Annotated in this window: 22 protein-coding genes and 1 pseudogene; 10 read left to right on the forward strand and 13 right to left on the reverse strand. The window is 67.3% G+C overall.

Going from position 1 to position 26,873, the window contains the following annotated elements; genetic code table 11:
- Nucleotides 1-109 precede the first annotated feature (109 nt).
- Entirely contained in the window at nucleotides 110-1,591 is a 1,482-nt protein-coding gene (locus HF203_RS03680; RefSeq protein WP_168666687.1) for a BCCT family transporter, read from the forward strand.
- Nucleotides 1,592-1,682: 91 nt separating this feature from the next.
- On the opposite strand, the gene HF203_RS03685 is transcribed toward HF203_RS03680, so the two are convergent.
- Genes HF203_RS03685 through HF203_RS03695 form a run of 3 tightly spaced genes read right to left on the reverse strand, consistent with a single transcriptional unit; the run spans nucleotide 1,683 to nucleotide 3,669 of the window.
- On the reverse strand, nucleotides 1,683-2,243 hold the full coding sequence (locus HF203_RS03685) for a lipocalin family protein (RefSeq protein ID WP_168666689.1): 561 nt from the start codon (nucleotides 2,241-2,243) through the stop codon (nucleotides 1,683-1,685).
- 48 nt (nucleotides 2,244-2,291) lie between these two features.
- Entirely contained in the window at nucleotides 2,292-3,092 is an 801-nt protein-coding gene (locus tag HF203_RS03690) for a DUF1295 domain-containing protein (protein WP_168666691.1), read from the reverse strand.
- Nucleotides 3,085-3,669 (reverse strand): DUF2878 domain-containing protein, encoded by a 585-nt coding sequence (locus HF203_RS03695; RefSeq protein WP_168666693.1) that lies wholly within the window; start codon nucleotides 3,667-3,669, stop codon nucleotides 3,085-3,087. Before HF203_RS03695 ends, HF203_RS03690 begins: the two co-directional genes overlap by 8 nt.
- Nucleotides 3,670-3,833: 164 nt before the next feature.
- On the opposite strand from HF203_RS03695, the gene HF203_RS03700 reads away from it, so the two are divergent.
- Entirely contained in the window at nucleotides 3,834-4,514 is a 681-nt protein-coding gene (locus HF203_RS03700) for a YiaD family glycine zipper/OmpA-like lipoprotein (protein WP_168666695.1), read from the forward strand.
- A 24-nt stretch (nucleotides 4,515-4,538) separates the two neighbouring features.
- Here HF203_RS03700 and cydX read toward each other — a convergent pair whose 3' ends face one another.
- The 5 genes and pseudogenes from cydX to HF203_RS03730 form a co-directional block, all read right to left on the reverse strand.
- Nucleotides 4,539-4,649, reverse strand: a complete 111-nt coding sequence (gene cydX, locus HF203_RS03705) for a cytochrome bd-I oxidase subunit CydX (RefSeq protein ID WP_082806015.1) — start codon at nucleotides 4,647-4,649, stop codon at nucleotides 4,539-4,541.
- Nucleotides 4,650-4,732: 83 nt separating this feature from the next.
- The gene (gene cydB / locus HF203_RS03710) at nucleotides 4,733-5,875 is read right to left on the reverse strand and encodes a cytochrome d ubiquinol oxidase subunit II (RefSeq protein ID WP_168666697.1); all 1,143 of its coding nucleotides are present in this window, start codon (nucleotides 5,873-5,875) and stop codon (nucleotides 4,733-4,735) included.
- 14 nt (nucleotides 5,876-5,889) lie between these two features.
- Nucleotides 5,890-7,500, reverse strand: coding sequence for a cytochrome ubiquinol oxidase subunit I (locus HF203_RS03715; protein WP_168666699.1), 1,611 nt, complete (start codon nucleotides 7,498-7,500; stop codon nucleotides 5,890-5,892).
- Between the two features lie 779 nt (nucleotides 7,501-8,279).
- A pseudogene (locus HF203_RS03725) lies at nucleotides 8,280-8,663 on the reverse strand (DUF6858 family protein); the annotation flags it as partial.
- A 213-nt stretch (nucleotides 8,664-8,876) separates the two neighbouring features.
- The gene (locus HF203_RS03730) at nucleotides 8,877-9,584 is read right to left on the reverse strand and encodes a Crp/Fnr family transcriptional regulator (RefSeq protein WP_168666701.1); all 708 of its coding nucleotides are present in this window, start codon (nucleotides 9,582-9,584) and stop codon (nucleotides 8,877-8,879) included.
- A 206-nt stretch (nucleotides 9,585-9,790) separates the two neighbouring features.
- Here HF203_RS03730 and HF203_RS03735 point away from each other — a divergent pair, with 206 nt between their 5' ends.
- From HF203_RS03735 to soeC, 7 genes are all read left to right on the forward strand, one after another.
- Complete coding sequence (locus HF203_RS03735) at nucleotides 9,791-11,701, forward strand: ATP-binding cassette domain-containing protein (RefSeq protein ID WP_168666703.1); 1,911 nt, start codon at nucleotides 9,791-9,793, stop codon at nucleotides 11,699-11,701.
- 130 nt (nucleotides 11,702-11,831) lie between these two features.
- The gene (locus tag HF203_RS03740; RefSeq protein WP_168666705.1) at nucleotides 11,832-12,686 is read left to right on the forward strand and encodes an ATPase; all 855 of its coding nucleotides are present in this window, start codon (nucleotides 11,832-11,834) and stop codon (nucleotides 12,684-12,686) included.
- A 23-nt stretch (nucleotides 12,687-12,709) separates the two neighbouring features.
- On the forward strand, nucleotides 12,710-13,804 hold the full coding sequence (gene metA / locus HF203_RS03745; RefSeq protein WP_168666707.1) for a homoserine O-succinyltransferase MetA: 1,095 nt from the start codon (nucleotides 12,710-12,712) through the stop codon (nucleotides 13,802-13,804).
- A 574-nt stretch (nucleotides 13,805-14,378) separates the two neighbouring features.
- Nucleotides 14,379-14,651 carry a hypothetical protein gene (locus HF203_RS03750; protein WP_168666708.1) on the forward strand — a complete coding sequence of 91 codons (273 nt, stop codon included), beginning with the start codon at nucleotides 14,379-14,381 and terminating at the stop codon, nucleotides 14,649-14,651.
- Between the two features lie 253 nt (nucleotides 14,652-14,904).
- Complete coding sequence (gene soeA / locus HF203_RS03755) at nucleotides 14,905-17,802, forward strand: sulfite dehydrogenase subunit SoeA (protein WP_168666710.1); 2,898 nt, start codon at nucleotides 14,905-14,907, stop codon at nucleotides 17,800-17,802.
- Between the two features lie 87 nt (nucleotides 17,803-17,889).
- On the forward strand, nucleotides 17,890-18,612 hold the full coding sequence (gene soeB, locus HF203_RS03760; RefSeq protein WP_123139420.1) for a sulfite dehydrogenase subunit SoeB: 723 nt from the start codon (nucleotides 17,890-17,892) through the stop codon (nucleotides 18,610-18,612).
- A gap of 36 nt (nucleotides 18,613-18,648) precedes the next feature.
- Nucleotides 18,649-19,623 carry a sulfite dehydrogenase subunit SoeC gene (soeC, locus tag HF203_RS03765; RefSeq protein ID WP_168666712.1) on the forward strand — a complete coding sequence of 325 codons (975 nt, stop codon included), beginning with the start codon at nucleotides 18,649-18,651 and terminating at the stop codon, nucleotides 19,621-19,623.
- Between the two features lie 365 nt (nucleotides 19,624-19,988).
- Here soeC and HF203_RS03770 read toward each other — a convergent pair whose 3' ends face one another.
- Genes HF203_RS03770 through HF203_RS03780 form a run of 3 tightly spaced genes read right to left on the reverse strand, consistent with a single transcriptional unit; the run spans nucleotide 19,989 to nucleotide 22,956 of the window.
- Nucleotides 19,989-20,738, reverse strand: coding sequence for an ATP-binding cassette domain-containing protein (locus HF203_RS03770; RefSeq protein WP_168666714.1), 750 nt, complete (start codon nucleotides 20,736-20,738; stop codon nucleotides 19,989-19,991).
- Nucleotides 20,739-20,740: 2 nt separating this feature from the next.
- Nucleotides 20,741-21,820, reverse strand: a complete 1,080-nt coding sequence (locus tag HF203_RS03775; RefSeq protein WP_168666716.1) for a FecCD family ABC transporter permease — start codon at nucleotides 21,818-21,820, stop codon at nucleotides 20,741-20,743.
- Nucleotides 21,802-22,956, reverse strand: coding sequence for an ABC transporter substrate-binding protein (locus HF203_RS03780; RefSeq protein WP_168666718.1), 1,155 nt, complete (start codon nucleotides 22,954-22,956; stop codon nucleotides 21,802-21,804). The genes HF203_RS03775 and HF203_RS03780 overlap by 19 nt, the downstream gene beginning before the upstream one ends.
- A gap of 242 nt (nucleotides 22,957-23,198) precedes the next feature.
- On the opposite strand from HF203_RS03780, the gene HF203_RS03785 reads away from it, so the two are divergent.
- Entirely contained in the window at nucleotides 23,199-24,248 is a 1,050-nt protein-coding gene (locus tag HF203_RS03785; protein WP_168666720.1) for a GGDEF domain-containing protein, read from the forward strand.
- Between the two features lie 34 nt (nucleotides 24,249-24,282).
- Here HF203_RS03785 and HF203_RS03790 read toward each other — a convergent pair whose 3' ends face one another.
- Together HF203_RS03790 and HF203_RS03795 are read right to left on the reverse strand one after the other, a co-directional pair.
- On the reverse strand, nucleotides 24,283-24,690 hold the full coding sequence (locus HF203_RS03790; protein WP_168666723.1) for a hypothetical protein: 408 nt from the start codon (nucleotides 24,688-24,690) through the stop codon (nucleotides 24,283-24,285).
- A 63-nt stretch (nucleotides 24,691-24,753) separates the two neighbouring features.
- A complete protein-coding gene (locus HF203_RS03795; protein WP_168666725.1) occupies nucleotides 24,754-26,829 on the reverse strand; it encodes a M1 family metallopeptidase in 2,076 nt (691 codons plus the stop codon).
- Nucleotides 26,830-26,873: the final 44 nt, after the last annotated feature.

A 26,873-nucleotide genomic window follows, 5' to 3' on the forward strand; every position in this document is an offset into this window, starting at 1 on the left:
CCGCCAGGGCGGCGGCAACGGAAATTCACAAGCAGCGCCCGCGCGCCGGCGCGGCGGGACGAGACCGCACTTGGGTGCGGGCGCGCGGGCGGGTTGATCGGGGAGGCGGATGTCACGCAATCCACTGTTGTTTACCGCGCTCGGGCTGACCGCGGTGGTCGCGCTCTGGGGGGTGTTCGATACCGAGAGCCTGGCACGACTGGCCCGCGCCCAGGTGGCGCAACAGTTTCGCAGTCGCGCCTGGTTCATCATGTTGACCACCAGCATGATCGTGGTCACGGTGCTGGGACTGGCCTTCTCGCGCTTCGGTCATATCCGTCTCGGGCGCGACGACGAGCGCCCGGAGTTTTCCACCCTCAGCTGGCTGACCATGCTGTTCGCCGCTGGTATGGGGGTGGGGCTGCTGTTCTACGGCGCCGCTGAGCCCTTGACCCACTACCAGTTGGTGCGGGCGCGCACCGGTGCCGACCTGGCGGCGAGCTATGCGCTGGTCACCACGGTGTTCAACTGGGGGCTGCACCCGTGGTCGATCTATGCCCTCACCGCGTTGGTGATCGCTTACTTTAGCTATCGCAAGGGGCGTCCGGGGCTGGTCAGCAGCCCGATTCGCTACACCTTCCGGCGCGGGCGCTGGGTCGGACCGTTGGCTTGGGTCGCCGATCTGTTGGCGATCTATGCCATCGCCATCGGGTTGGCCGGGTCGTTGGCGATCGGGGTGTTCCAGGTCGTGGGTGGGTTGGGGCATCTGTTCGGGATCACGGGCGACTGGGTGAGATACCTGGTCTTCGCGTTGCTTTGTCTGACCTTCCTAGTGCCGCTGACCCTCGATCTCGATCGGGGGATGGCGCGGCTGTCGAACCTGGCGATGGCCATCGCCCTGGGGCTGATGATCTATATCCTGTTGGTCGGACCGACCCACTATCTGATGAACGGGGTGGTCGATACCCTTGGCGCTTACCTCTCCGGCGTGGTGCAGCAGGGCTTCGCCACCTACCCGTTCTTCGGCAAGGCGTTTCAGGACTGGTTCCATGATTGGACGCTGAACTACATGGTGTGGTGGATCGCCTGGGCGCCCTTCGTCGGGGTGTTCGTGGCGCGGATCTCGCGCGGACGCACCATCCGCGAGTTCGTTCTCGGTGTGGTGCTAGTGCCGACGCTGTTCTCGCTGTTCTGGTTCGGGGTGTTCGGTGGGACCGGGTTCTTCGCCCTGTTGCGCGAGGGGCTGCCGGTGCTGGAGGTGGTGCGCGAGCGCCCCGAGGACACGACCTTCTACGTGCTCGAGGCGCTGCCGTTGGCGGGGCTGACCGGGACGGCGAGTATGGTCGCCGCCTTCCTCTTCCTGGTCACCAGTGTGGTAAGCGCGGCCTATGTGCTGGCGATGTTCTCGACTAGTGGCGACGAGCGCCCGCCGGTGCGGGTCAAGCTCGCCTGGGGCGTGCTGCTGGCGCTGCTCGGACTGGCGATGTTGCTCGCCGATGACCTCGGCGCGGTACGCGCGATCATCGCGCTCGGCGCCATGGCATTCGTCTTCATCCTGCCGCTGTTGGTGGTGGCCCTGCTCAAGACGCTGATGCGCGAGGAACGGCGGTGATGTGGGAAAACCTGCTCGATACCCTGCTTAATCTCATCGTGTTCGCCTTCATCGGTGCCTTGATCTGGCTCTATGTGCGCGACGAGGATGGTTAGTGCGCCGCCGCGCGCGGCGTCTCTCCCCACTGCTGGGGGACGCGCCGAATACGGTCACTGTCGTAGCCGATCCCGGTGAGGAACTCGAGGATCTTGCCATAGGTGGCGGCATCGATCTCGGGGGTGCGGGCCATGATCCAGACATAGTCGCGCTTGGCCCGTCCGATCACGGTGACACTGTAGTCCGGGGCCAGCCAGACGATGCGGTAATCGCCCTTGAACGGCCAGATGAATTGCATCCCCCAGTGTGCATTGGTCTCGGGGTCGAGCACGAAGCCCTTCGGGTTGTAGGTCTTGAGTGGGCCGTCGAAGGCGCCCTTATGAAAGGTGAAGGTGGTGGCGATGGTGCCGTCGGGGTTGAGCGCGTAGGACTCGATGGCGTTGTGCGCGCCCTTCTCGACGAAGGTGGGGATGTTGGCGATGACGTACCAGTCGCCCATGAAGCGTTGCAGGTCGACTTGATCGACGGTGTCCATGGGACGGCCTCCGGTCTCGGTGCAGGCGTTGACGAGGAGCAGCGCGGCGAGCGCGGCCAGGGACTTGAGTGGACGGCTCATGATGGTGCATCCGCAGGGTTGGGGCGGGGCGCTCGGACGGTCGCGCGCTCAGCGTGCATAGCCGCCTCCGCCCGGGGGGCGCCGTGGCGGTCCGGGGATGAAGGCGTTGGTGCGCGCGACATAGTCGCGATAGCCGGGGCGTCGTTCGCCGATGTCGCGCTCGAGCAGGGTGACGCCGGAGACGCGCAACAGCAGGAAGGTCATCAGCAGCGGCGCGAGCAGACTCCACCAGGCCCCGGCGGCGAGGGCGAAGAGGTAGAAGGCCCACCAGATGCAGGCCTCGCCGAAGTAATTGGGGTGACGGCTGTAGCGCCACAGCCCCTGGTCCATCACCTGTCCGGCGTTCTCCGGGGCCGCCTTGAAGGCGGCGAGCTGGCGGTCGGCCAACGCCTCGAAGGCGAAGCCCAGGCACCATAGCGCCAGTGCCAGGGCGTCGAGCCAACCGAGCGGGGCGGGCAGCGCCATGGCGCCGAGCAGCGGCAGCGAGATCACCCAGGCGAGGATCGCCTGCAGGCCGAACACCAGATAGAGGCTCTTCCACCAGAACCCGGGCTCGTTGTCGGCACGGATCGCCTGGTAGCGCCGGTCCTCGCCCTGCCCCTGGTTGCGGCGGCTGATGTACAGGCTCAACCGTACCGCCCATAGCGTCAGCAGCACGAACACCAGCAGCGCCCGCGCGCCGGTCTCGGGGATGAGCAGCATGTAGACCAGCCCCAGCAGCAGGAAGAACAGCGACCAGAGCGCGTCGACGATACTGACGTCGCGCGCGAGCACGCTCGCCCCCCAGCCGCAGATGCCGAGCACCAGCGCGGCGGCCAACCCCGAGCCATAGACGAAGAGATCAGGCATCCGTGCCCTCCTCGGTGACGAGCCTCTCGGTCGTGTCGTGGGCGGTAGCCGTGCGGGCGAGGCGCGCGGCGAGCGCCAGGCTCGCCGGCATCAGGAACGACCAGCCGCCGCCGAGTACCGCCAGTGCTACCACCGGGTCGGGGAAGTGTACGCCGCCGAGCTTGGCGCCGGCGTAATAGGCCAGTGGCGCGCCTAGGGCGCCGATGGTGAAGGCCAGGTACCAGCGGCCCTGGAGCCAGGCGAGCGAGACGTTGAGGGTGGTGGCGAAGGCCACCCAGATGGCGATGATCCACACCGGGGCGAGCCATGGCAGCAGCATCCCCGAGGGATAGACGAGAAAGCCGAAGCGCGCCAGCAGCCCGTCCCAGAGTGCCCCCATGAGCGCGATCAACACCAGCAGCCGGGCCTCGCTGCCGCGCTCCGGGCTGGTCGCCAGGTGCAGCGCGGCGACCAGCACCACCACCCCGACGCCAAGCCAGGGCAGTTGGTGGGCGCCGCCGAGCACACAGGCCAACCAGCCGAGCTGGAAGGCGACGAGGTTGACGAGAATACGGCGGATCGAGGGCTGTGCGGACATGGACTGGACTCAGGTCTGGATTTGCTGAACGAGGCCGGTTTCAGCCTCAGGTAATGCCGGGCGGGGCGGTTACAAGTGCTGCCCCATCGGCGGCCTGCTGGCGCTGCTATGATCTGTTTCCTGGCCGCACACGGCCATTCGTCGCAACACGCAGGAGTCTGACGATGCATACAGCGTTTACCAAGGGTACCGCGGTCGCCGCCGTGGTGGCGGTGTTGATCTCCGGCTGCGCCGCCGACGGCTCGGGGATGACCGAGACCGGGCAGGGGGCAACGCTTGGCAGCGCCGCCGGCGCCGCGACCGGGGCGATCATCGGGTCGTTCGGGGCCAATGCCGGGCGTGGCGCACTGATCGGTGCCGTCGGCGGTGCGCTCGCCGGCGGTATGGTCGGTGCCTACATGGAGGAGCAGCGGCGTGACTTCGAGCGCGCGCTGGCCGACGAGATCGCGCGTGGCGTGATCCGGGTGCAGCAGTTGCCCGGCGACCGGTTGGTGGTGGGGATGACCGGGGCGACCAGCTTCGAGGTCGACTCCGACCGCATCAAGCCGGCCTTCTACAGCACCATGGACAAGATCGCGGCGATCGTACGCCGCTACGGCAAGACCGAGCTGCAGGTCTCTGGGCATACCGATAGTACCGGCTCAGCGGCTTACAATCAGGGACTCTCGGAGCGCCGGGCGCTGTCTGTGGAACGTTATCTGGAACGTGGCGGGGTGGTGCCGCAGCGTATCGTTGCGCAGGGATACGGCCAGCAGCGGCCGATCGCGAGCAATGCCAGTGAGGCGGGGCGCCGGCTCAACCGGCGGGTGGAGATCACCATCGTGCCGATCCAGGCGCGGGGCTGAGTGCACCGCGCCCGGGCGGCGAGGTCAGTCGTCGTCGGCCGGGCCGCGGAACTGCTCGGACTCGTACCACATCACGTTGATGACCCCGAAGGCGAGCGCGAGTAGGACGCCCAGGATCCAGGAAAAGTACCACATGGATGTGATCCTCCCAGTGTGACCCCGCCCGCCACCGGGCGGGGTCGGCTATGGCGAACGCGCGGTGGTGGCGCGCGTGACTCTCAGTAGGCCAGGTGGTCCTGTGCCTCGATCTCCTCGACCGTCACCCGGCGCCACATCTTGGTGTAGGTCCAGGTGGTGTACATCAGGATCAGTGGCACGAAGATCATCGCCGCCCAGAACATCACCGTCAGGGTGAGGTGACTCGAGACCGCGTCCCAGACGATCAGACTGCTGTTGGGGTCGGTGCTCGAGGGCATGATGAAGGGGAACATCGCGGCCCCCGCGGTGACGATGATCCCGGTCACCCCGAGACTGCTGGCCACCAGTCCCAGGCCGGCACGGTCGCGTTGCGACAGCAGGATCGCCAGCCCCAGGCCGGCGAAGCCGAGCAGCGGGAAGAGCAGGGTCCAGGGATGAGTGGCGTAGTTGGTTAGCCAAGCGTAGGGGACGATCTCGACCTGCTTGGTCAGTGGGTTGGGGGTGGCGTCGAGCGCGGGCATGGCGCTCACCTGGTAGCCGTCGATTCCCAACGTCAGCCACAGCCCGGCGAGGGCGAAGGCGGCGATGGTGAACAGCCCGGCGCGCTTGACCATCCGCTTGGCACGCCCGGCAATCGGCTCACCGGTACGCAGCTGCAGCCACACTGCCGCATGCATCACCAGCATCCCTAGGCTCACCAGCCCGGCGAGCAGGGCGAAGGGGTTGAGCAGACCGAAGAAGCCCCCGGTGTAGTAGGGACGTAGCAGGTTGTCGAGATGAAAGGGCACGCCCTGGAGCAGGTTGCCGAAGGCGATGCCGAACACCAGTGCCGGGACCGCGCCGCCGATGAACAACCCCCAGTCCCAGGCGTTGCGCCAGTGGCGGTTGTCGATCTTGCTACGGTAGTCGAAGCCGACCGGGCGGAAGAACAGCGCGAACAACGCCAGCAGCATCGCGAAGTAGAACCCGGAGAAGGCGGTCGCATAGACCAGCGGCCAAGCGGCGAAGATCGCGCCAGCGGCGGTGATCAGCCACACCTGGTTGCCATCCCAGTGGGGGCCGACGGTGTTGATGATTACCCGGCGCTCGCTGTCGCTCTTGCCGAGGAAGGGCAGCAGGGTGCCAACGCCCATGTCCATGCCGTCGGTGACGGCAAAGCCGATGAACAGCACCCCGACCAATACCCACCAGATGAATTTCAGGACTTCGTAATCGAGGATCATGTCTGGCCTCCGTCTCAGTCGCTCTCGCGCTGTTGCTGTGGCGCGGTGGCCGGTGTCATGCCCGCGCTCGAGGTGGCAGGACGTTCATGGTGATAGCGCCCGGTGTGCAGTGAGCTCGGACCGAGTCGGGCGAACTTGAACATCAGGAACATCTCGATCATGAACAGCAAGGTATAGAACAGGATGAAGCCGGTGAGGCTGATCATCAGGTCGTTGACCGTCAGGCTGGAGGCGGCGATGCTCGTCGGCAGTACCTCGCCGATGGCCCAGGGCTGACGACCGAACTCGGCGACGAACCAGCCGGTCTCGGCGGCGATCCAGGGCACCGGGATGCTGTAGAGGAACAGTCGCAGCAGCCAGCGCTTCTCCTGGATCACCCGCTTGGCGTTGAAGTAGAAGCCGAGCACCAGCAGCAACAGCATCCATACCCCGGCACCGACCATCACCCGGAAGCTCCAGAACAGCGGCGCGACCTCGGGGATCGAGTCCTTGACCGCAAGCTGGATCTGCGCCTCGGTGGCCTCGGCGGGGTTGTCGATATAGGGCTTGAGCAACAGCCCGTAGCCGAGATCGTCCTTGTGTTCTTCGAACACCGCGCGGTTGGCCGGGGTGTCCTCGCCGCCGCGCAGTCGCTCGAGGTACTCGTAGGCGATCATGCCGCTGCGGATGCGCACCTCGTGCTCGTGCATCAGGTCCTTGAGCCCCTGCACCTCCTGGTCGAGCGAGCGGGTGGCGATCAGCCCGAGCATCCACGGGATCTTGATCGCGTCATGCGTCTCTTCATCCTCGTTGCTGGGGCGACCGTAGAGGGTGAAGGCCGCCGGCGGCTCTTCGGTGTGCCATTCGGCCTCGATCGCCGCGAGCTTGACCTTCTGCACGTCGCCGACCTCGTAGCCCGACTCGTCACCGAGCAGGATCACCGACAGGATCGAGGCCAGGCCGAAGCCGACCGCGACCGAGAAGGAGCGCTTGGCGAAGGCCAGGTCGCGGCCCTTGAGCATGTACCAGGCGCTGATCCCGAGCACGAACATCGAGGCGGTGACATAACCGGCGGCGACGGTGTGCACGAACTTGACCTGGGCGACCGGGTTGAGCACCACATCCATGAAGTTGGTCATCTCCATGCGCATGGTCTCGTAGCTGAACTCGGCGCCCACCGGATTCTGCATCCAGCCGTTGGCCACCAGGATCCACAGCGCCGAGAAGTTCGAGCCGACCGCGGTGAGGAAGGTCACCATCAGATGCTGGCGCTTGGAGAGCCGCTCCCAGCCGAGGAAGAACAGGCCGATGAAGGTCGACTCGAGGAAGAAGGCCATCAGTCCCTCGATCGCCAAGGGGGCGCCGAAGACGTCGCCGACATAGTGGCTGTAATAGGCCCAGTTGGTCCCGAACTGGAACTCCATGGTCAGACCGGTGGTGACGCCGAGGGCGAAGTTGATGCCGAACAACTTGCCCCAGAACTTGGTCATGTCGCGATAGATCTCGCGACCGGTCATCACGTAAACGCTCTCCATGATCACCAGGATCCAGGACAGACCCAGGGTCAGGGGGACGAACAGGAAGTGATACATCGCGGTGCTGGCGAATTGCCACCGCGAGAGTTCGATCATGGTGCTGTCGAGCATAGGCGGGTCTCCAGAGGGAGCCGAAACATAGGGTAAAGCGACGAGGTCGCGGCGCTGGATTGATGACGTGCCACCGTGATGGCGGCGGTGACGCACAAAATCCAGCCCGGGCGCGTCTGCGGCGACAGCTTAGTGCTGGGAGAATGCGAGCGGAATGACCTGCGGCAAGATCGCCGGGCAGGGGGACGCCGGTGGTGGCGGTGGCGTGGTATGCGGCATGCAGAGACGGTGCCCCGAGGCGATGATCAAGGGGCTGATTTAAAAAGGGTTAGGATGACGGTGTCTGGGGCTGGGGTGGTGTCCGGGGTGGGTGAGGGCCGTTTGACCACGTTTTTTTCGTGGGATTAACGGCGCCGCCGCGCTCGCCGGGTTGGCGATCGCGGCGGTCGGGGTCAGTGCTCGTGCGGTTGCGCGGGCGGCAGCAGCTTGCCGGCGGCGAGCTGGGTGGCCGCCTCGACCGGGTCGGTGGCGCTGGTGGTGTGTACCGTCACCCCCTGACGGGCCATGCGCTGCACGAAGCCCTGGCCGGCACCCTGGGTGAGCAGGGCATCGAGGCGCAGCGCGAACAGCGGGTGATCGTCGCCGTGATAGTCGTGCAGTGACATCCCCGCCGGCAGATCGAGCCGATCGACCTCGGTGGCGCCCTCGGCGCTGGCCTCGAGGATCAGGAAGCGGCGGGTCTTGCCGGCGTGTCCGGTAATGGTGCGGAAGTTCTGACTGGTGACGGCGATACGCATGGGCTGACTCCGGTTGCTGATCGCGGGTTGGGGCGCCTTGTCGCAGAGCCCGCAGGCCCAGTCCTCCATGGCGGCGTTGGCCACTGGCATCGGGGCCTCCATGAAGGTGACGACGAACCCGGTGGGGGTCTCGGCAATGCCGATCGAACGCGGGCGCACCGCCAGCACCTGCACGTCCGGCAACGAGATGCCGAAGCAGAAGATCAGGTTCTTGGCCGCGAGGATACCCTCGCCGATATGCCCCTCGGGTAGGGCGCTGGTATGGGCGTGGTGGTCGAATTCGGCGATGAAGCGCGCCGAGTCGTAGCGTTCGATGCAGGCGCGAAAATAGTCGCAGATGGCCTCGACCGAGTCGTAGCTGGTCTCTTCGCGACCGATCTCAAGACGATAGACCGGATACCGTTCCTGGTACAGGCTCTGTTTCATGCGCTCAAGAACTCCGTCGGTGATCGCGCGCGTGTCTGGCCCTGCCTCCGTGCGCGTCCGCCGGCGGGCGGCCGGTCCCGGGATGGCGGAGACCTTCGGGCCGCGAGAGCGGAAGCTGGTGGGTATGGCGCTCGGCTTCCAGACCGGGCAGGGTAGGGGGCGGCCCCCGGAGGGGCATTGAAATCGGTCAACCGCGCCGGGCGGGGACCGGGCTCAGTCCTCGGCGATGCGGCGCAGGTTGGGGATGTCGAGCAGGAAGGTGTTGGGCGCGGTCTCGACTAGCAGGCTCTGACGCTTGAACTCGGCGATGGTGCGGCTGGCCGTCTCGGTGGTGACGCCGAGCATGGCGCCCATGTCCTCGCGGCTGAACAGTTGGCACTCGCTGGTCTGGCGGTCGCGCACCAGCCGCAGCAGCAGGCGCGAGACGCGCTGCCGGGCCGACCCGGTCGAGAGTTCGGTGAGCCAGGCGTCGGCCTCGCTCAGGGCGTGCTGCCAGCGCGCCATCAGCTCGCGGTGCAGCGCCGGGTTCTCGACCCCGAGTTCGCGTACCGCGCGTGCCGGGAAACGGCAGACCTCGGTCGGCTGGAGCGCGATGGCGTCGTGGTGATAGCTCTCCTCGAGCAGCGCCTCGAGTCCGAGCACGTCGGTGGTGCGCACGATGCGTACGATGCGCTGGCTGCCGTCGGGGAGATACTGCACCAGCTTGAGCGCCCCGCAACGGACCGTGAACATGAACCCGGCGGCGTCGCCGGCCTGATAGAGGGCGGTGCCTGGTTTCAGCGTGAATTGGTCGATCGGGTCGTGGATGCGTTCGAAGTCCGGCTCTTTGAGCCCGGCAAACAGCGCCGAGGCTCGCAACGAGCAGTTCAGGCAGTTTGCCTCTCCGGACCAGGCATCCCGAAGTGTGACGCTCTTCACCATCGGATCGGTATCAACTCCAGGGTGGGGGCGCGGGGCGCGCGTGCGAATCAGGGGTGAGAGTGTACCCCGTTTTCGTCTTGCCGGCGCAGCCGGGCGTGTCCGGCGCGCCTGGGTCGTGCTGTTGCGCGCATCGCGCGCCCTCTCTAACCTCGGGGGGTTATCCCTGTCGCCTCGGCGACCTCCCCGCAACCGCATCAGGATACCCGATGAGTCTACTCAGTCTCGATGACGTCTCCCTTTCCTATGGTCTGCCGCCGCTGCTCGATGGCGTCTCCTTCACCATCGAGCGGGGCGAGCGTGTCTGTCTCATCGGTCGCAATGGCGCCGGCAAGTCGACGCTGATGCGGATCGTCGCCGGTGAGATCCAACCCGATGGTGGCCAACGCCGCGTGGGGCAGGGGATGCGCATCGCCAAGCTCGACCAAGAGCTGCCGGTCGGTCATCGGGCGAGCGTGTTCGAGGTCGTTGCCGGCGGGCTCGGCGAACTCGGCGAGCTGGTGCGCGAGTACTTCCGTTGCTCGCGGGCGCTCGATGCCACCGCCGGTGAGGACGAGCTGGCGCGCCTGGCACGGTTGCAGCAACGTCTCGACGACGAGGGCGGTTGGGAGATCGAGCAGCGCACCGAACGGGTGATCTCGCGCCTCGGGCTCGATCCGCAGGCGCGCTTCGAGGCGCTCTCCGGTGGCCAGCAGCGGCGCGTGCTGCTGGCCCGTGCCCTGGTCACCGAGCCCGATCTGCTGCTGCTCGACGAGCCGACCAACCATCTCGACATCGATTCGATCGACTGGCTCGAGTCCTTCCTCGTCGACTTCCAGGGGGCGCTGCTGTTCATCACCCACGATCGCCGCTTCCTGCAGCGGCTGGCCACCCGCATCCTCGAACTCGACCGCGGCAAGCTTACCGATTGGCCGGGCGACTACAACAACTATCTGCGCCGGCGCGAGGAGCGGCTCCACGCCGAGGCCCAGGCCGCCGCCCAGTTCGATCGCCGGCTCGCCGAGGAGGAACGCTGGATCCGTCAGGGCATCAAGGCCCGGCGCACCCGCAACGAGGGCCGGGTGCGCGCGCTCGAGGCGATGCGCGAGGCGCGTCGGGCGCGGCGCGAGCAGCAAGGGCAGGCGCGGATCCGCGTCGATGCCGGCGAGCGCTCGGGCAAGCTGGTGGTCGAGGCCGAGGGGCTCACCCACACCTGGGGTGAGAAGACGGTGATCCGCGACTTCTCCACCCTGATCCTGCGTGGCGACAAGGTCGGGGTGATCGGTCCCAACGGCGCCGGCAAGAGCACCCTGCTCAAGCTGCTGCTCGGCGCGCTCGAACCGCAGCAGGGGCGGGTGCGGCTCGGGACCAATCTCGAGGTCGCCTACTTCGATCAGCTGCGCGCCCAGCTCGACCCCGAACGCAGCGTTCAGGACAACGTCGCCGAGGGCAGCGACCAGATCGAGGTCGAGGGGCGCAGCCTGCACGTGCTCTCCTATCTCAAAGACTTCCTGTTCACCCCGGAGCGGGCGCGCCAGCCGGTCAAGGCGCTCTCGGGCGGCGAGCGCAACCGCCTGCTGCTGGCCAAGCTGTTCACCCGTCCGGCCAATCTGCTGGTGCTCGACGAGCCGACCAACGACCTCGACGCCGAGACCCTGGAGCTGCTCGATGAGCTGCTGGTGAACTTCCAGGGCACCCTGCTGCTGGTCAGCCACGACCGCGCGCTGCTCGACAACGTGGTCACCAGCACCCTGGTGTTCGAGGGCGCGGGGCGAATCGGTGAGTACGTTGGCGGCTATAGCGATTGGCAGCGTCAGCAGGCGCGGCGCGAGGCCGAGGCGACGGCCGCCGAGCGCGACCGCGCACGCCCGTCCAAGGCCGCTGCCGCGGCGGTTGCGCGCCCCAAGCGCGAGGGTGGCAAGCTCGGCTACAAGGAGACCCGCGAGCTGGCCGAATTGCCGGCACGGATCGAATCGCTCGAGCAGGCCCAGGCCGAGCTGCACGCGCGCATGGCCGACCCCGCGTTCTATCGTGAGTCGGGCGAGGCAGTGGCCGCGGCGCGTGCCGAACTCGAGGCGGTGGAGACCACGCTGGAGCAGGCCTATGCGCGTTGGGAGGCACTCGAGGCGCGGCGCGGTTGAGTCCGACGCTGGTCAGCACTGGGTGGACTGACTACCATCGGGTGCAGGTCCCGGTCACTGCCGCCGGGGCGGGGCCGCACCCCGCCCCGGCGGCAGTGGTCGTCCATCGCAGCGTCTAGGAGCACTGTCCTTGAAGTTCACGGTCGAAGAATTCCGCGCTTGGCCCCACAAGTGCGTCACCCTGCTCGGCATGTCCGGTGTCGGCAAGACCTATCTGTCGGCGATGCTGCGTCGGCAGGATTGGTTCCACTATTCCGGCGATTACCGTATCGGCACCCGCTATCTCGACGAGCCGATCCTCGATCTGGTCAAGGCCCACGCGATGCGTGATCCCTTTCTCCGCGATCTGTTGCGGCGCGACTGGATCTCGATGCGCAACAACATCAAGGTCACCGACCTGGGGCCGGTGATGAGCTTCGTCGGCAAGCTCGGTAACCCCGAGCGCGGCGGGCTCGGCTTCGAGGAGTTCAGCCGACGCCAGGCGCTCTACCGCCAGGCCGAGATCGCCGCCATGCTCGACCTGCCCGAGTTCGTGCGTAAGGCGCAGGACATCTACAACTATGCCCATCTGGTCAATGATGTCGGCGGCAGCCTGTGCGAACTCGATGAGCCGCGGGTGATCGATCTCCTGGCCAAGCACAGCCTGATCCTCTATATCCGGGTGCCGGAGGCCGATGAGATCAAGTTGATCGAACGTGCCCAGGCCGACCCCAAGCCGCTCTACTACCGGCCCGATTTCCTGCGCGAGGCGGTCACCGACTACCTCGCCGAGCAGGGTCTCGACTATGTCGCCGAGATCGAGCCCGACGATTTCGCGCGCTGGGTTTTCCCGCGCCTGTTCCATTCCCGGGTGCCACGCTACGAGGCCATCGCCCGCCCGTATGGTTATACGGTCTCGTCGGAGGATGTCGCCCAGGTTCGTGATGAGCGCGATTTTCTGCAGTTGGTCGAATCGGCGATCGCCGCCCAGGCGGTGGCCGCCTGATCGAGAGGAGTCCCCATACGTCCATGCCCATCGTCGCTCACAACGATCTGCCTACCTTCAGCCGATTGCGCGAGGAAGGGCAGACCATCCTCGACCCCAACCGTGCGCTGCAGCAAGACATCCGCGAGCTGCACATCGGGTTGCTGAACATGATGCCGGACCCGGCCCTGGCGGCCACCGAGCGCCAGTTCTTCCGCTTGATCGGTCAGAGCAATCAGATCGCGCAGTTCTATATCCACCCCTTCACCCTCGACGGGCTCAAGCGCAGCGATGAGGCGCGTGCCTATATCGAACGCTATTACGAATCGTTCGGGACCATCCGCGCCGAGGGGCTGGACGCGCTGATCATCACCGGTGCCAATGTCACCGGGCCGGAGCTGGCCGACGAGCCGTTCTGGGGACCGCTGATCGAGGTGGTGAAATGGGCCGAGGAGCACGTCTGCTCGACCCTGTTCTCCTGCCTGGCGACCCATGCGGTGCTGCAGTTCGCCTATGGTCAGCGTCGCCGGCGTCTGCCTGAAAAGCGCTGGGGGGTCTACCGCCACCGCGTGGTCGAGCGCTCTCATCCGCTGGTGAGTAACGTCAATACCAGCTTCGATGTCCCGCACTCGCGCTTCAACGAGGTCTCGCGCGAGCAGTTCGAGGCGGCCGGTCTGCACGTGCTTGCCGAGAGTGCTGCCGGGGTCCATCTGGCGGTGAGCGCCGACGGTCTGCGCCAGGTCTTCTTCCAGGGGCACCCGGAGTACGACACCATCTCATTGCTCAAGGAGTACAAACGTGAGGTACGCCGTTATGCCAGTGGTGAACGTACGCACTATCCGCCTTTCCCCGAGTCCTACTTCGGGCTGCAGGCGCGGGCCATCCTCGACGAGTACCAGGGCCGGGTGGTCGCGGCGCGGCTGCGAGGGGATGCGCCGCCTCCCTTCCCCGAGGCGTTGATCGTCGCCGCGCTCGACAACACCTGGCACGACACCGCCGAAGGCGTGCTCGGCAACTGGATGGGGCTGATCTATCAGGTGACCAACCGCGATCGCAAGCAGCCCTTCATGCCGGATGTCGACCCACGCGATCCCCTCGCCCACAGCTGGCGACGTTCTGGGGCCTCGCGCCCGAACTGAGGCCGACGCCCCGGTCGCATCATCGCCGCACACGACGTGACGACACGTATCGTGTGTGGCGAATTCGTTTTACCTCGCCCCCGCCGCCGCTGGGATGAGGACCTCCTGCCCGCCTCCAGTGCACTGCTCTTGCGCCTTCCGGTGCCGCCAGGACGCGTCATCGCGAGGTGTCACGCTGCGCAAGTGGTTGATTCGAAATGTCTGCTCAGGGGCAGAGGTGGCCTCGTCGAGTCCCGGGGGATGATGGGGCGATCGCTGTTTGTTGCGTTCAGGTTACACGTAGGGTCGATGTGTTGCGAAAAATCTACCCTTGGGCTTAGTTGAAGCGCTGTCGGCGCCTTCCCCATGGTTTTGTGAAAGTGACTGCAGTTTTTGGGTTTATAGACTTTTCGTCAGGAATGTGCTTGTTAGTTGTTGCTTTTTTGTACTAGACTTGAAGGCGTGAGATGGCGTTAATGATGCAGCTCGGCTGGATTGTTGCTTATTTGCATCATTCCTGTCCCTGCCAGGCCACAGGTACCGCGTCTCCCCGTTAGCCCGCCCCCTCAAATGCTCAACCGGACCAGGCCCGACAATGTTTGACGAAACTGAAAACAGCATCCGTTACAAGTGGAATCCACGCACCCAGACCGGCTACAAGCTGCGCTTCGATGCCGAGGGTGCCGCCAAAGGTGGTCACTGCTGCTATCACGTCGAAGACTGGAACTGCCACACCGTCACCAACGAGTGGCCGTGCGAGAATCTCGACGAGGCGCTGGAGGTGCTCAACCACTTCTTCTCGATCGACCTCGAGCGTGAGCGTGAGCGGCTGAGTTCCTGGCTGCCGCGCTACGGCGCCGCCGCCTGATTGATCCCTCCAAAGAATGCCTGCTGGCGATGCAGGATGCGTCGCCCCTCTTACGGACGCCTTCGGGCGTCCGTTTTCGTCTCCCCTTGATCGATTGCTCGTGCATTCGCTGGCGTGCGACCCCTCGTTTTAAATATAAATAAAATAAATGCCTTGATAATTTAAACGCGTTTCTGCTGCGCGCTTCGGGTTTGATCGATAGACATCTGCAATATTAGAATGCGGTAAAACTCATCATCGCCAGGGTGTGCCGATGCAAGAGGAACTCCGTCATTCGGATGGCGCGGTCGGTCGGGTCGAGGTCAAGGAGACCACCTGTTACATGTGCGCCTGCCGCTGCGGTATTCGCGTGCACCTGCGTGACGGTGAGGTCCGTTATATCGATGGCAACCCGCGTCATCCGCTCAACAAGGGGGTGATCTGCGCCAAGGGCAGCTCGGGGATCATGAAGCAGTACTCCCCGGCGCGTCTGACCCGTCCTCTGCGGCGCAGGCCCGGGGCCGAGCGCGGTGAGAGCGCCTTCGAGGAGATCTCTTGGGACGAGGCGTTGGAGCTGCTCGAGACCCGCCTGCGCCGGTTGCGCGCCGAGGACCCCAAGCGCTTCGCACTGTTCACCGGGCGCGATCAGATGCAGGCGCTCACCGGGATGTTCGCCAAGCAGTTTGGCACCCCCAACTATGCCGCCCACGGTGGCTTCTGCTCGGTCAACATGGCCGCCGGATTGATCTACAGTATCGGTGGATCGTTCTGGGAGTTCGGCGGTCCGGACCTCGATCGCGCCAAGCTGTTCGTGATGATCGGCACCGCTGAGGACCATCACTCCAATCCGCTCAAGATCGCGATCTCCGAATTCAAGCGGCGGGGCGGTCGCTTCATCTCGATCAATCCGATCCGCACCGGCTATTCGGCGATCGCCGATGAATGGGTGCCGATCCGCCCCGGGACCGATGGCGCGCTGCTGCTCGCGATCAATCACGAAATCGTCGCACGCGGGCTGTTCGATCGCGACTTCCTCATTCAATACACCAACGCCGCCGAGCTGGTGGTGAGCGACGAGGCGCACGACGAGGCCGGGCTGTTCTATCGCGTCGAGACCGAGGCCGCGCCCGATTGCTTCGACCCCCAGGACCGGTTGTGGTGGGATCGTGCGAGCGATGCCGCGGTGCGCGCCCGCACCCCCGGTGTCGAGCCGCGTCTGCTTGGCGCCTATACCCTGGAGGACGGCACCGCGGTCAAGCCCGCCTTCCAGCTGCTCAAGGACCGACTCGCCGACTACACCCCGGAGTGGGCCGCCGAGGTCACCGGCATCCCCGCCGCGACCATCCGCCGGCTCGCCCACGAGATGGGTGTGACCGCGCGCGATCATCAGATCGAGCTGCCGATTCCCTGGACCGACTGCTGGGACCGCGAACACGCCTCGGTCACCGGCAACCCGGTGGCCTTCCATGCCATGCGCGGCATGGCGGCGCACTCCAACGGCTTCCAGGGCATCCGCGCGCTCGGCGTGCTGATGAGCCTGCTCGGCACCATCGACCGCCCCGGCGGCTTCCGTCACAAGGCGCCCTTCCCGCGCCCGATCCCGCCCTGTCCCAAGCCGCCGAACGACCCCGCCGCGGTGCGCCCGGATACCCCGCTCGACGGCCTGCCGCTGGGCTGGCCGGCCGACCCGGACGATCTCTTCGTCGATGACGCGGGCGAGGCGGTCCGGCTCGACAAGGCCTTCTCCTGGGAGTACCCGTTGGCGGTGCACGGGCTGATGCACAATGTCATCACCAATGCCTGGCGCGGCGACCCCTATCCGATCGACACCCTGGTGCTGTTCATGGCCAACATGGCCTGGAACTCGACGATGAACACCAGCGAGGTGCGACGGATGCTCGTCGACAAGGACGAGCAGGGCGACTACCGCATCCCCTTCCTGGTGGTCTGCGACACCTTCTCCTCCGAGACCGTCGCCTTCGCCGACCTGGTGCTGCCCGACACCAGCTATCTCGAGCGCCACGACGTGCTGTCGATGCTCGATCGGCCGATCTCCGAGTTCGACGGTCCGGTCGACGCGGTACGGGTGCCGGTGCTGCCGCCCAAGGGCGAGTGCCGGCCCTTCCAGGACGTGCTCATCGAACTCGGCAGCCGGCTCGGGCTGCCGGCCTTCGTCGACGGCAAGGGACGGCGCAAGTACCGCGACTATCCCGATTTCATCGTCAACTACGAGACCTCGCCCGGTTCCGGGATCGGCTTCCTCGCCGGCTGGCGCGGCGCCGAGGGCGATCAGGTGCTCAAGGGCGCGCCCAACCCCGAGCAGTGGGAGCGCTATGTCGAGCACGGCTGCGTCTTCCACCACCAGTTGCCACCGAGCTACCAGTACATGCGCAACTGGAACAAGGGCTATCTGCACTGGGCACGCGCCCACGGCATGATCCGCTATGCCGACCCGATCATCATCCACCTCTACTCCGAGGTGCTGCAGCGCTTCCGTCGCGCCGCCCAGGGCAAGGGCGAGGGACGGCGCCCGCCGCCGCGGCTGCGCGAGCGCATCGCCACCTACTTCGATCCCTTGCCCTTCTACTACGCGCCGCTCGAGGACGGGCTGATCGACGCCGCGCGCTATCCGCTCAACGCCCTGACCCAGCGACCGATGGCGATGTATCACAGCTGGGACAGCCAGAACGCCTGGCTGCGCCAGATCCACAGCCACAACTATCTGTTCGTCAACCCACGGGTCGGCGCCGCCGAGGGCTTTGCCGACGGCGACTGGATCTGGGTGGAGTCAGCGCACGGTCGAGTGCGCTGCATGTGTCGCTTCTCCGAGGCCGTCGAGCCCGGCACGGTGTGGACCTGGAACGCCATCGGCAAGGCCGCCGGGGCCTGGGGTCTGGCGGCCGACGCCGACGAGTCGCGTAAGGGCTTTCTGCTCAACCACCTGATCGCCGAGGAGCTGCCCGAGCACGCCGCCGGGGCGCACCTCTCCAACGCCGATCCGGTGACCGGCCAGGCGGCCTGGTTCGATCTGCGGGTGCGGGTCTACAAGGCCGGTCCCAAGGAGCCTGCGATCACCGCGCCGCAGTTCGCGCCGATGCCGCGACTGCCCGGTCAGGAACCCCGGCGCGGTCGCTGGCAGGCCTATGTGGCCGGCATCTTCTCCAAGAAATGAGCCCCCGGCGACCGCATCGCGAGTGCCGGCGTCTGCGTCGCGCCGTCTCGCCGATCACTGGCCGCTGGTGGCAGGAGGCCCTCTGACATGACCCAACTCGCCCTCGTCATCGATCTCAACGTCTGCGTCGGCTGTCATGCCTGTGTCACCTCCTGCAAGGAGTGGAACACCTCGGGCGCGGCCGGTCCGCTGGTCGACGAGCACCCCTACGACGGCTCGCCCACCGGTACCTTCTTCAACCGTGTCCAGACCTTCGAGGTCGGTACCTTCCCCGACACCGAGACCGTCCACTTCCCCAAGAGCTGTCTGCACTGCGAGGACCCGCCCTGCGTGCCGGTCTGCCCCACCGGTGCTTCCTACAAGCGTGCCGACAACGGCGTGGTGCTGGTCGACTACGACAAGTGCATCGGGTGCAAGTACTGCTCCTGGGCCTGCCCCTATGGCGCGCGCGAACTCGACGCCCAGGAGCGGGTGATGAAAAAGTGCACCCTGTGCATCGACCGTATCACCGACGACAGCCTCCCCGAGCGCGATCGCCAGCCGGCCTGCGTGCTCGCCTGCCCGACCAGCGCGCGGCTGTTCGGCGACGTCCACGACCCCGACTCCGAGGTCTCGGTGGCGATCCGTGAGCGTGGCGGCTATGCGCTGATGGCCGAGTGGGGCACCAAGCCCGCCAACCACTACCTGCCACGCCACAAGACCCGGATGCACATCGCCCCCGAGGACCTCGAGCGGGTCGACAACCCGCTGCGTCGTGAGGATCTCACCGACTACACCGGCGAGGAGTCCGTCGACGACGTGGCCTGGTAAGGGCCGTTCCCGTCCACCGCAATCAGGAAGTCGCCCATGCATCCCGCCTTCTCCGTGATCCTGCTGACCACCCTGCTCGGCGCCGGCCAGGGGCTGTTCCTGGCGATGTTCACCGGACAGCTCTATGCCATCGCCCACTTCCTGCCGCTGCAGACCTCGGGCTTCTACGCCAGCGGCAGCCTGCTCGCGCTGTCGCTGCTGCTCGGCGGGTTGGCCGCCTCCTTCTTCCATCTCGGTCGGCCCGAACGCGCCTGGCGCGCGGCGAGCTGCTGGCGCACCTCCTGGCTCTCGCGCGAGGTGATCGTGCTGCCGCTGACCATGGGGCTGGTCGCGGCCTATGCGCTGACCCACCTGCTGGGCTGGACCGCACCCTGGTTCCGGGTCGGCGCCCTGGCCGTCGACCTGTCGCTGATCCTCGGCGTGCTCGGCACCCTGGCGACCCTGGCGCTGTTCGTCTGCACCGCGATGATCTATGCCGTGGTGCGTTTCCTCGAGGAGTGGCACTCGCCGCTGACGGTGAGCAACTTCCTGCTGCTCGGCACCGCCTCGGGCTTCATGCTGGCGGCGGCCTATTCGGCCTGGCTCGGCAACCCGCTGGGCGGCTTCTTTGGCACCTGGGCGGTGATCCTCACCCTCGCCGCCGCGCTCTCGCGCGGCGCCCACCTGTTGCGCAACGCCCGGCTCGAACACCGCAGCACGGTGCAGAGCGCCATCGGGGTGCGTCACCGCGCCTTGCAGCAGAAGGCCCAGGGTGCCACCGGCGGCAGTTTCAACACCCGTGAGTTCTTCCACGGGCGCAGCGCGCGGACCCTGCGCTGGGTGCGGGGCTTCTTCCTGGTGGCGGTGTTCCCGCTGCCGGTGGTGCTGATCGCCCTGGCCCATGCCGAGGTCTCGAGCACCATGGCGCTGACCGCCTTCGGCGTCCAGTTCGTCGGCCTGATGGCCGAGCGCTGGTACTTCTTCGCCGAGGCCCGCCACGCGCAGAACCTCTACTACCAATCGGTGTCCTGACGGACTGGCGGGCAGCCATCAGCAGATGAACCGCAAAGACACGAAGGACGCCATGAAGGGGGCAAGCGATCGGTGGTCGAGCAGGGCGAGCGGGACATGACCATTGCCAGGCATCGGTCGTCAGCATGTCGATCGGGCAAGGTGCGGTGTGTTCTGTGGGGGCATCGACGGTTACGAGTCGATTGATGGGGGCGTGGCCGGGCGGGTGTCGGTGTTGATGATCGGCGCCTTCATCTGCGCTCTAACCCCAGTCTGCGTCGCAGCGGTTGAACGCCGGCGTTTGCCGGGGTTGGTCGCGGAACGTGCCTTGCTTCTTCTGCGCCCTTTGTGTCTTTGCGGTTCAATCCCCTTGTCTCTGGCCATTCCTAGATCGGCACGAACAGTGGGTGTCCGGCCAGCTCGCCGCGGACCACCGCGACCCGGTAGGCCTGCTCGATCTGCTCGGGGGTGAGCGCCGTCATGTCGCCGGTGCGATGGCCGCCGTCGCCGTCGAGCAGCAGGAAGCGGTCGGCGAAGCGCAGCGCCAGATTGAGGTCGTGCAGGACCACCAGGGTGACCAAATCACGCTCGCGTGCGGTGCGTTGGACCAGCGCCAGGACCTCCAGCCGGTTGGCGAGATCGAGATGGTTGACCGGCTCGTCGAGCAGCAGCAGGCGTGGGTCCTGCGCCAGGGCGCGTCCGATCAGCACCTTCTGCAGCTCGCCGCCGCTGAGTTCGGTGCAGCGCCTGGCGGCGAGCGCGGCGAGCCCGAGGTGATCGAGGATGTCGTCGACCAACGCGAGATCGCCCTCGCCGGCCTGCCAGCGCAGGTGCGGCACGCGCCCGAGTAGCACCGCCTCGTAGACGGTGACGGCGGCCGGGCGCGACTGCTGGGGCAGATAGGCGACCTGACGGGCGCGGGCACTGCGCTCGAGTCGGTCGAGCGGGGTGCCATCGAGTTGTACGCGCCCGCCCTGCGGCGGGTGGAGCTGGGCGAGGGTGCGGATCAGGGTCGACTTGCCGGCCCCGTTGGGCCCGAGAACCGCTAGCAGTGCGCCGGCGGGCAGTTCCAGCTCGAGTCCCCGCAACAGGGTGCGGCCGCCGTGGCCGATGCTGAGCGCCTCGATCCTGAGCACGGTCAGCGTCCCCCGCGGCGCAGCAGCAGCACCAGCAGCAAGGGGGCGCCGAGCATGGCGGTGACTGCACCGACCGGCAGTACCACCGGGGCGATGATCAGTCGCCCCAGGGTGTCGGCGCCGAGCAGTACGATGGCCCCGGCCAGGGCGGCGTAGGGGAGCAGATAGCGGTGGTCGACACCGATGATCAACCGCACCAGGTGCGGTGCGATCAGCCCGACGAAGCCGATCACCCCGAGGAAGGCGGTGCTCACCGCCGCCAGGACCGCGCCGGCGGCCAGGACCGTCAGCCGTAGCCGTGCCACCGCCACGCCGAGCGCGCGCGCGCTGTCCTCGCCCCAGGCCATGGCGTTGAGCTGCCAGCCGGTGCGGGTGAGCAGGACGAGCAGCGGCGCCAGCACCAGGGCGAGCCAGCCGACCTCGCGCCAGCCGGCCTTGCCGAGGTCGCCGAAGGTCCAGAACAGGGTCGCCGCCGCCTGGGTATCGCTGGCGAAGTACTGCACCAGCATGGTGCCGGCGCTGGAGAAGGCGCCGAGTGCGATCCCGGCGAGCACCAGCGCCTCGGGGCGCAGCTGGCGCAGCAGCGCGATCAGCAGGATGGCCGCGGCGGTGCAGAGACCGCCGACGAGTGCCGCGCCGACCACCAGATAGGGCTGCTCGACCACCACCGTCTCGGGTCCCAGCCGGTTGAGTTCGCCGGCGCCGAGCAGCACGATGGCGCAGGTCGCGCCGAAGGCCGCGCCCTGGGAGACCCCGAGTGTCATCGGCGAGGCCAGCGGGTTGCGCAGCACGCTCTGCATCACCGCCCCGGCCAGCGCCAGGCTCATGCCGGCGAGCAGTGCGGCGAGTAGCCGCGGCAGTCGGATCGACCAGATCACGTGTGCGGCCGGGTCGGTCGCTGCCGGCCCACCGGCCAGGGCCTCGAGCACCATCATGGGTGGGAGCGGGTAGCTCCCCTGACCGAGGGCGTAGACCATCAGCACCACCAGCACCAGGAGCAGTATCAACCCGGCGAGCAGGCGACGGCGTGCCTGGTGGTGGAAGCTCGCGCGCGGCGCCGATGTCAGGACAGTGGCGTCCATCGTCCCTGCTCCAGGTCGAGTCGGCCGAGCCCGTAGCCGTGCTCGGCCAGCGCCGGCATGATGTCGGTGCCGAGGAAGGCGCGCATGATGGCGCTGGCCCGCGCCCCGATGTCGATGTCCGCCAGCGCCTCGGGGTGGAGCACCTTGGCCATCATCCAGGCGTTGACCAGGGCGTTCTCGACATTGGTGTTGTAGGCGTTGAACGGCAGGGTCAGCCAGACCTGACCATCACGCACCGCGCGCAGCTGACGATAGAGTCCCGGGTCCTTGGCATACTCGGTGAGGATGCCGGCTAGTCCGGCGCCGTCGATGAAGAGCACCGGCGGGTCCCAGAACAGCAGCTGTTCACGGTCGATGAAGAGGTGGCCGTCGGGTCCGGCTCGGTCGGCGAGGTTGTGCGCGCCGGCCCAGCGTAGCGGGCGGTGGGCGGACTGGGTGCTGGTGAGGCCATGGCTGCCCTGCATGCTGACCCCGCCGAGATAGGCCGCGACCGGCGGTCGGTGTGCGACACGCTGGCGCAGCATGGCCAGCTCATCGGTGAGGGTCGTGGTCAGTTCGGCCGCGCGGCGCTCGCGCCCCAGCGCCGCACCGAGGAGGCGCAGCGAGGTCAGCAGGTCGTCGATGCGGAGGATGCCGGTGTCGCCATAGCTCAGTGGCATCAGTGCGACCCCGGTGCGTTGGCGCAGCGTCAGGCGTTGCTGGTCGTCGAGGGTGGCTGCGGCGATCAGGTCCGGTTGGAGTCTCAGCACCTGCTCGAGATCGGGCATTCGCCCGGGGCCGCCGGGACCGATCGAGGGGAGTCGCTGGATCGATGCGGGTAGGGCGTAACGATAGCTGCTGGTGGTGAGGGCGCGGCGCTCGACGTCCTCGATGCCGACCAGTCGCTCGACCGCGCCCAGGTAGGTCAGCAGGCGCAATGCGCCGGAGCCGATTGCCAACAGGCGCTGCGCGGGCGCGCCCGCTGCCTGGCGCCAGGCCGGTAGGGTGAGGGCGGTTGCGAGCAGGCCGAGTAGACGGCGACGGCTGCAACGGGGGCTGAGAGCGGCGTCGTGCCGAGGTGGCGGGGCGCTGTCGATCCGGGGTGAAGGGGCGCGCGGCGCGCGGTGACGACGCTTTGCGTCGACGTCTTGGGTCATTCTCGATCCCTCGCGGTGGCATGGGGCCGGGCCCATCGGTCCGACGTCATGATGGCGCCTCGGGTCGGCTCTCGGCAAGGCGCTGTGTGCTGCGGGCGTCGCCGAGGCGGCGCCAGCGGTCATTGATCGCGTCCGTCGGCGTGGGTATCTTGGCCCGGTCGCCGCCGTGCGGCGTTCCGGAGTGCGTGCGCCCGTCATGGCGTCTCGCGCCGTGCGGTGTCGTCTCTGCGTCTTCCCAGTCGATGAAATACAGCCAGCGTTATCATGCCGAGCTTGTCAACCGCGACGCCGAGACCAGGCGGGTGCGTCTGACCCTGCGCGCGGCCCTGCTCGGTGTGGTGCTGACTGGCTTCTTCGCCTGGTTCGATGGCTGGGTCACCGGCTACGTCTTCCACGCCCTGGCCGAGGGCATCTCCTGTGTGGCGCTGTCGTGGCTGGTCTGGGGGCTGCATCGTGGCTATGCGCCGCAGATCCTGCCGTTGCTCGGCGTGGCCCTCGCGGCGGTGTTGCTCGCGATCCTGACGGTGACCGGCGCGCCTGGAGACGGGGTCGTCATCTGGGCCGCGCTGTTGCCGCCGCTGGCCTTCTTCGTGCTCGGGGTGTGGCGGGGACTGTTGGTCTCGCTGGGCTTTTGCCTGATCCTCAACCTCACGCTGTGGTTGTGCATCACCCTGATTCCGGCATTCGGACTGAATTGGTTGGCGATGGTCAATGTCGGCGCCTCACTGCTGGCCTCGACCGTGCTTTCCCTACTCTACGAGCACAGTCGTGCCCATAGCGCGCGTCGTCTGGCGCACGCGGCCAGTACCGATCCGCTCACCGGGGTGGCCAACCGGCGTGGCTTCCTCGCCGGCTTCGAGTGTCATATGGCGGTTGCGGTCCGGTCGTGCTCGCCGATCTCGCTGCTGCTCTTCGATCTCGACCGGCTCAAGCAGCTCAACGACGAGTTGGGCCATGCCGCTGGGGACGCGGCCATCTGTCACGTGGTGACGGTGATCGAGGGGATGATCCGGGCGCAGGATCTGCTGGCGCGTCTCGGTGGTGATGAGTTCGCACTGCTGCTCCCCGACACCGACCTGGCCGGCGCCGCAGCGCTTGCCCACAAGCTGCAGGCGGCGCTGGCGCAGACGCCGCTGGAGGTGGCAGGGACGCGCTGGCCTCTGACCCTGAGTATCGGGTTGGCTGAGGCCGCGCCGGGCGAGACCGACTACGATCGGCTCGCCTCGGTGGCCGATCGCTGTCTCTACCGCGCCAAGGAGGGCGGGCGCGATCGCGTGGTCGATCGCTGTTGAGGGCTGGCGTCTCGCGGCGCCAGCCCGGAGCACGTCAACAACCGTATTCGCAGACCTGATAGCTGCTGACGGTGCCGCCGCAGTTCTCGTAACAGAGGCGGTACTCCTCGTCGCACTGGCCGGTGTCGGCACCCTGGTCGCAGTAACTGCTCGACGAGCATTGGTTGCGCTCGAAGTCGCTCTTGGCCGTGGCCATACAGGCGGCGTAGTTGATCATGGCGTTGCGCTCACAGTCGGCGCGGGCGTTGGCGGCACGGTTCTCGGCCTGGCTGCGACACATCGCGCGCATGCTCAGGCACTGGTTCAGGCACTGCTTGCCGGCGCTGTCGGCCGGCGGCACATAGCTGTACTCGGTGCGGTAGGACGGGCCGCAGGCGGTGAGCGCGACGGCGAGCGTGGCGAGGAAGACGAGGCGCTTCAGGGTGTGGGGCTGGATAGGCATGATCGATCCTTGAGCCGGTGTCCGGCAGTCGTTGAGTGTCTCGAATTCTAGCCAATTCTGTCCCTAATGCAGGTGCGCTGGCGCACGCCCTGGATCGTCAGTGGGGGGCGGGTCAAAGTGATGGTGCAGGGCGCTCGGTCCGCTCGGCCACTGCCCTTTGAGCCGATTCTTGGCACGCGCGCCGGTGAAACCGAGATAGCCGTACTTGCCGTAGTGCGGCAGCTTGCGCGCCAGTGCCGGTAGCGCCTCGGCCAGCTCGGTACCGAGCCAGGCGAGCGGTTGCTCGCCGCGCGCGGCGGTGAGCACGATGCTGTCGAGCCCGTCGAGACGCCGCGTCGGGGGGGCTGCGGTGGGGTCAGGGACGGCACGCTCGAAGGTCGCGCGATGGCGATTTTCCCAGCCGAGCAGCCAGATCGCGCCGCGCTCGGGCAGGGTCTCGAACGCGCTGTCGAGCGCCACTCGCCAGCCCGGATGCCCGGCGCGCCAGCGCTCGGCCAGTGCCCGATAGCCGTCGAGCAATGCTGTCGGCGCCCGTGCCGGCAGCAGGATCAGCCCCTGCTCGGCGCCGAACAGGTTGCCGAGCGCCACCGGGGTCTCGCCGGGCAGCAGGGTGCGGAAGACGTCGAACCCGGGGTCGACGGCGAGGGCGAGCGGGCGTTGTTCGAGCGCGATGCCGAACGCCTGGGCGCGCTCGTCGGTGTCGATCCAGACCGTGCGGCTGGTGTCGTCGGGTAGTGCGAGTCGCAGCGGCAGGTGCAGCGGGAAGGGTGCGCCGGGCTGGGTCTGGCGGATCTCGCCGTGGACCTCTATCTGGCCGTCGTGTTGTTCGAGTCTGACCCCGTCGAGCGCCAGGGTCGGCGCGCCGGGTCGCTCGACCCAGGCGGCGAAGAAGTCGCCGAGGTCGGTGCCCGAGGCCTGCTCGAAGGCGCGGCGCAACTCGGCGTAGCCGGCGGCGCGGAAGCGGTTGTCGGCATAGAAGCGACGCAGCCCGGCGTCGAAGGTCTCGTCGCCGAGGCGGCGGCGCAGCATGTGGAAGATCATCGCCCCCTTGCCGTAGCCGATCGCCTGGGAGCCGCCGTCGTGACGGGCGCGGAAGGCGCTGAGCGGGAAGTCCTCGCCGTGGTGGACGTGATCGGCGTAGGCCTTGAGCATCTCGCGCCGCGCCTCGACCCCGGTGCCGGCGCGCTCGCGCTGCCAGTAGTCGGCGAGATAGTTGGTCAGGCCCTCGCTCCAGTTGCCCGAGTCGGCGTCGACATAGACCCCGTTGCCCCACCAGTTGTGGAGGATCTCGTGCGGGTAGGCGGTGTGGAGGATGAAAGGCAGACGGATCACCCGCGAGCCGAGCAGGGTGAAGGAGGGCATGCCGTAGCCGCTCTCCCAGAAGTTCTCGACCAGTGCGAACTTGGCGTAGGGGTAGGGGCCGATGCGCGCGCCGTAGTCGCGCAGATAGCTGGCGGTGGCATCGAGATAGCGCCGCGCGAGTGCAGGGTCGGGCGCGCGCAGATAGACCTGGGTGGCGATGCCTTCGCTGCTGTCGCGATAGAGGGTGAAGGGCGCGGCGACCAGATAGATCGACTCCTGCGGCTGCGTCTCGCGCCACTGTGAGCGTCCCGACTCGGGCGCCGTGCCGGGGCCGTCGCCCTGGGAGACGGCGATCCAGCCCGCGGGCAGGGTGACATCGAGCGCGAAGCGCAGTCGCTGCCCGGGCAGCAGCGGGTACCAGCCGCTGGCCCCGGAGAGGAAGATGCCATCGCTGCCGATGGTGCCGAGCGACCACTGCCGGTCGCGTCCAACCCCCTCGATCTGGCGGCGCAGGCCGTGACGGATCTGACCCCGGTAGTCGAGGGTGAGCGGCCCGGTGCCGGCGTGCCGCAACCGATAGACGGCGAGGTGGCCGCGTCGCCCGACCGGGGTGAGGGTCGCCGTCTCGTCGCCGACGGTGGGCGTGAGCCCGGCGTCGAGCAGCACCAGGGTGTCGTCGAGTCCGGCGGGCAGGCGCAGCCGATCGCTCGCCTCCAGGGTGCCGGTGGCGGGGTCGATGTGCACCGCGAGCTGGTGCTCGACGAGCGGTGGCTGGGGCGTGGCCTGGACCGGGGTCAGGCCGAGCAGCAGCAGGGTCGAGAGGATCAAGTGTCGCATTGGTCTCCGCATCCTCGGCAGAATAGGGGGCGGGGCGCCAGTCG

It is taken from the genome of Marichromatium bheemlicum, assembly GCF_012276755.1.
In the GTDB taxonomy this organism is placed as follows: Bacteria; Pseudomonadota; Gammaproteobacteria; order Chromatiales; family Chromatiaceae; genus Marichromatium; species Marichromatium bheemlicum.

Excerpts from the sequence above, each read along its gene's own strand:
- HF203_RS03680 (WP_168666687.1), top strand. The coding sequence starts at position 110 with ATGTCACGCAATCCACTGTTGTTTACCGCGCTCGGGCTGACCGCGGTG.
- HF203_RS03685 (WP_168666689.1), bottom strand. The coding sequence starts at position 2,243 with ATGAGCCGTCCACTCAAGTCCCTGGCCGCGCTCGCCGCGCTGCTCCTC.
- HF203_RS03690 (WP_168666691.1), bottom strand. The coding sequence starts at position 3,092 with ATGCCTGATCTCTTCGTCTATGGCTCGGGGTTGGCCGCCGCGCTGGTG.
- HF203_RS03695 (WP_168666693.1), bottom strand. The coding sequence starts at position 3,669 with ATGTCCGCACAGCCCTCGATCCGCCGTATTCTCGTCAACCTCGTCGCC.
- HF203_RS03700 (WP_168666695.1), top strand. The coding sequence starts at position 3,834 with ATGCATACAGCGTTTACCAAGGGTACCGCGGTCGCCGCCGTGGTGGCG.
- cydX (WP_082806015.1), bottom strand. The coding sequence starts at position 4,649 with ATGTGGTACTTTTCCTGGATCCTGGGCGTCCTACTCGCGCTCGCCTTC.
- cydB (WP_168666697.1), bottom strand. The coding sequence starts at position 5,875 with ATGATCCTCGATTACGAAGTCCTGAAATTCATCTGGTGGGTATTGGTC.
- HF203_RS03715 (WP_168666699.1), bottom strand. The coding sequence starts at position 7,500 with ATGCTCGACAGCACCATGATCGAACTCTCGCGGTGGCAATTCGCCAGC.
- HF203_RS03730 (WP_168666701.1), bottom strand. The coding sequence starts at position 9,584 with ATGGTGAAGAGCGTCACACTTCGGGATGCCTGGTCCGGAGAGGCAAAC.
- HF203_RS03735 (WP_168666703.1), top strand. The coding sequence starts at position 9,791 with ATGAGTCTACTCAGTCTCGATGACGTCTCCCTTTCCTATGGTCTGCCG.
- metA (WP_168666707.1), top strand. The coding sequence starts at position 12,710 with ATGCCCATCGTCGCTCACAACGATCTGCCTACCTTCAGCCGATTGCGC.
- HF203_RS03750 (WP_168666708.1), top strand. The coding sequence starts at position 14,379 with ATGTTTGACGAAACTGAAAACAGCATCCGTTACAAGTGGAATCCACGC.
- soeA (WP_168666710.1), top strand. The coding sequence starts at position 14,905 with ATGCAAGAGGAACTCCGTCATTCGGATGGCGCGGTCGGTCGGGTCGAG.
- soeB (WP_123139420.1), top strand. The coding sequence starts at position 17,890 with ATGACCCAACTCGCCCTCGTCATCGATCTCAACGTCTGCGTCGGCTGT.
- soeC (WP_168666712.1), top strand. The coding sequence starts at position 18,649 with ATGCATCCCGCCTTCTCCGTGATCCTGCTGACCACCCTGCTCGGCGCC.
- HF203_RS03775 (WP_168666716.1), bottom strand. The coding sequence starts at position 21,820 with ATGGACGCCACTGTCCTGACATCGGCGCCGCGCGCGAGCTTCCACCAC.
- HF203_RS03780 (WP_168666718.1), bottom strand. The coding sequence starts at position 22,956 with ATGACCCAAGACGTCGACGCAAAGCGTCGTCACCGCGCGCCGCGCGCC.
- HF203_RS03785 (WP_168666720.1), top strand. The coding sequence starts at position 23,199 with ATGAAATACAGCCAGCGTTATCATGCCGAGCTTGTCAACCGCGACGCC.
- HF203_RS03790 (WP_168666723.1), bottom strand. The coding sequence starts at position 24,690 with ATGCCTATCCAGCCCCACACCCTGAAGCGCCTCGTCTTCCTCGCCACG.
- HF203_RS03795 (WP_168666725.1), bottom strand. The coding sequence starts at position 26,829 with ATGCGACACTTGATCCTCTCGACCCTGCTGCTGCTCGGCCTGACCCCG.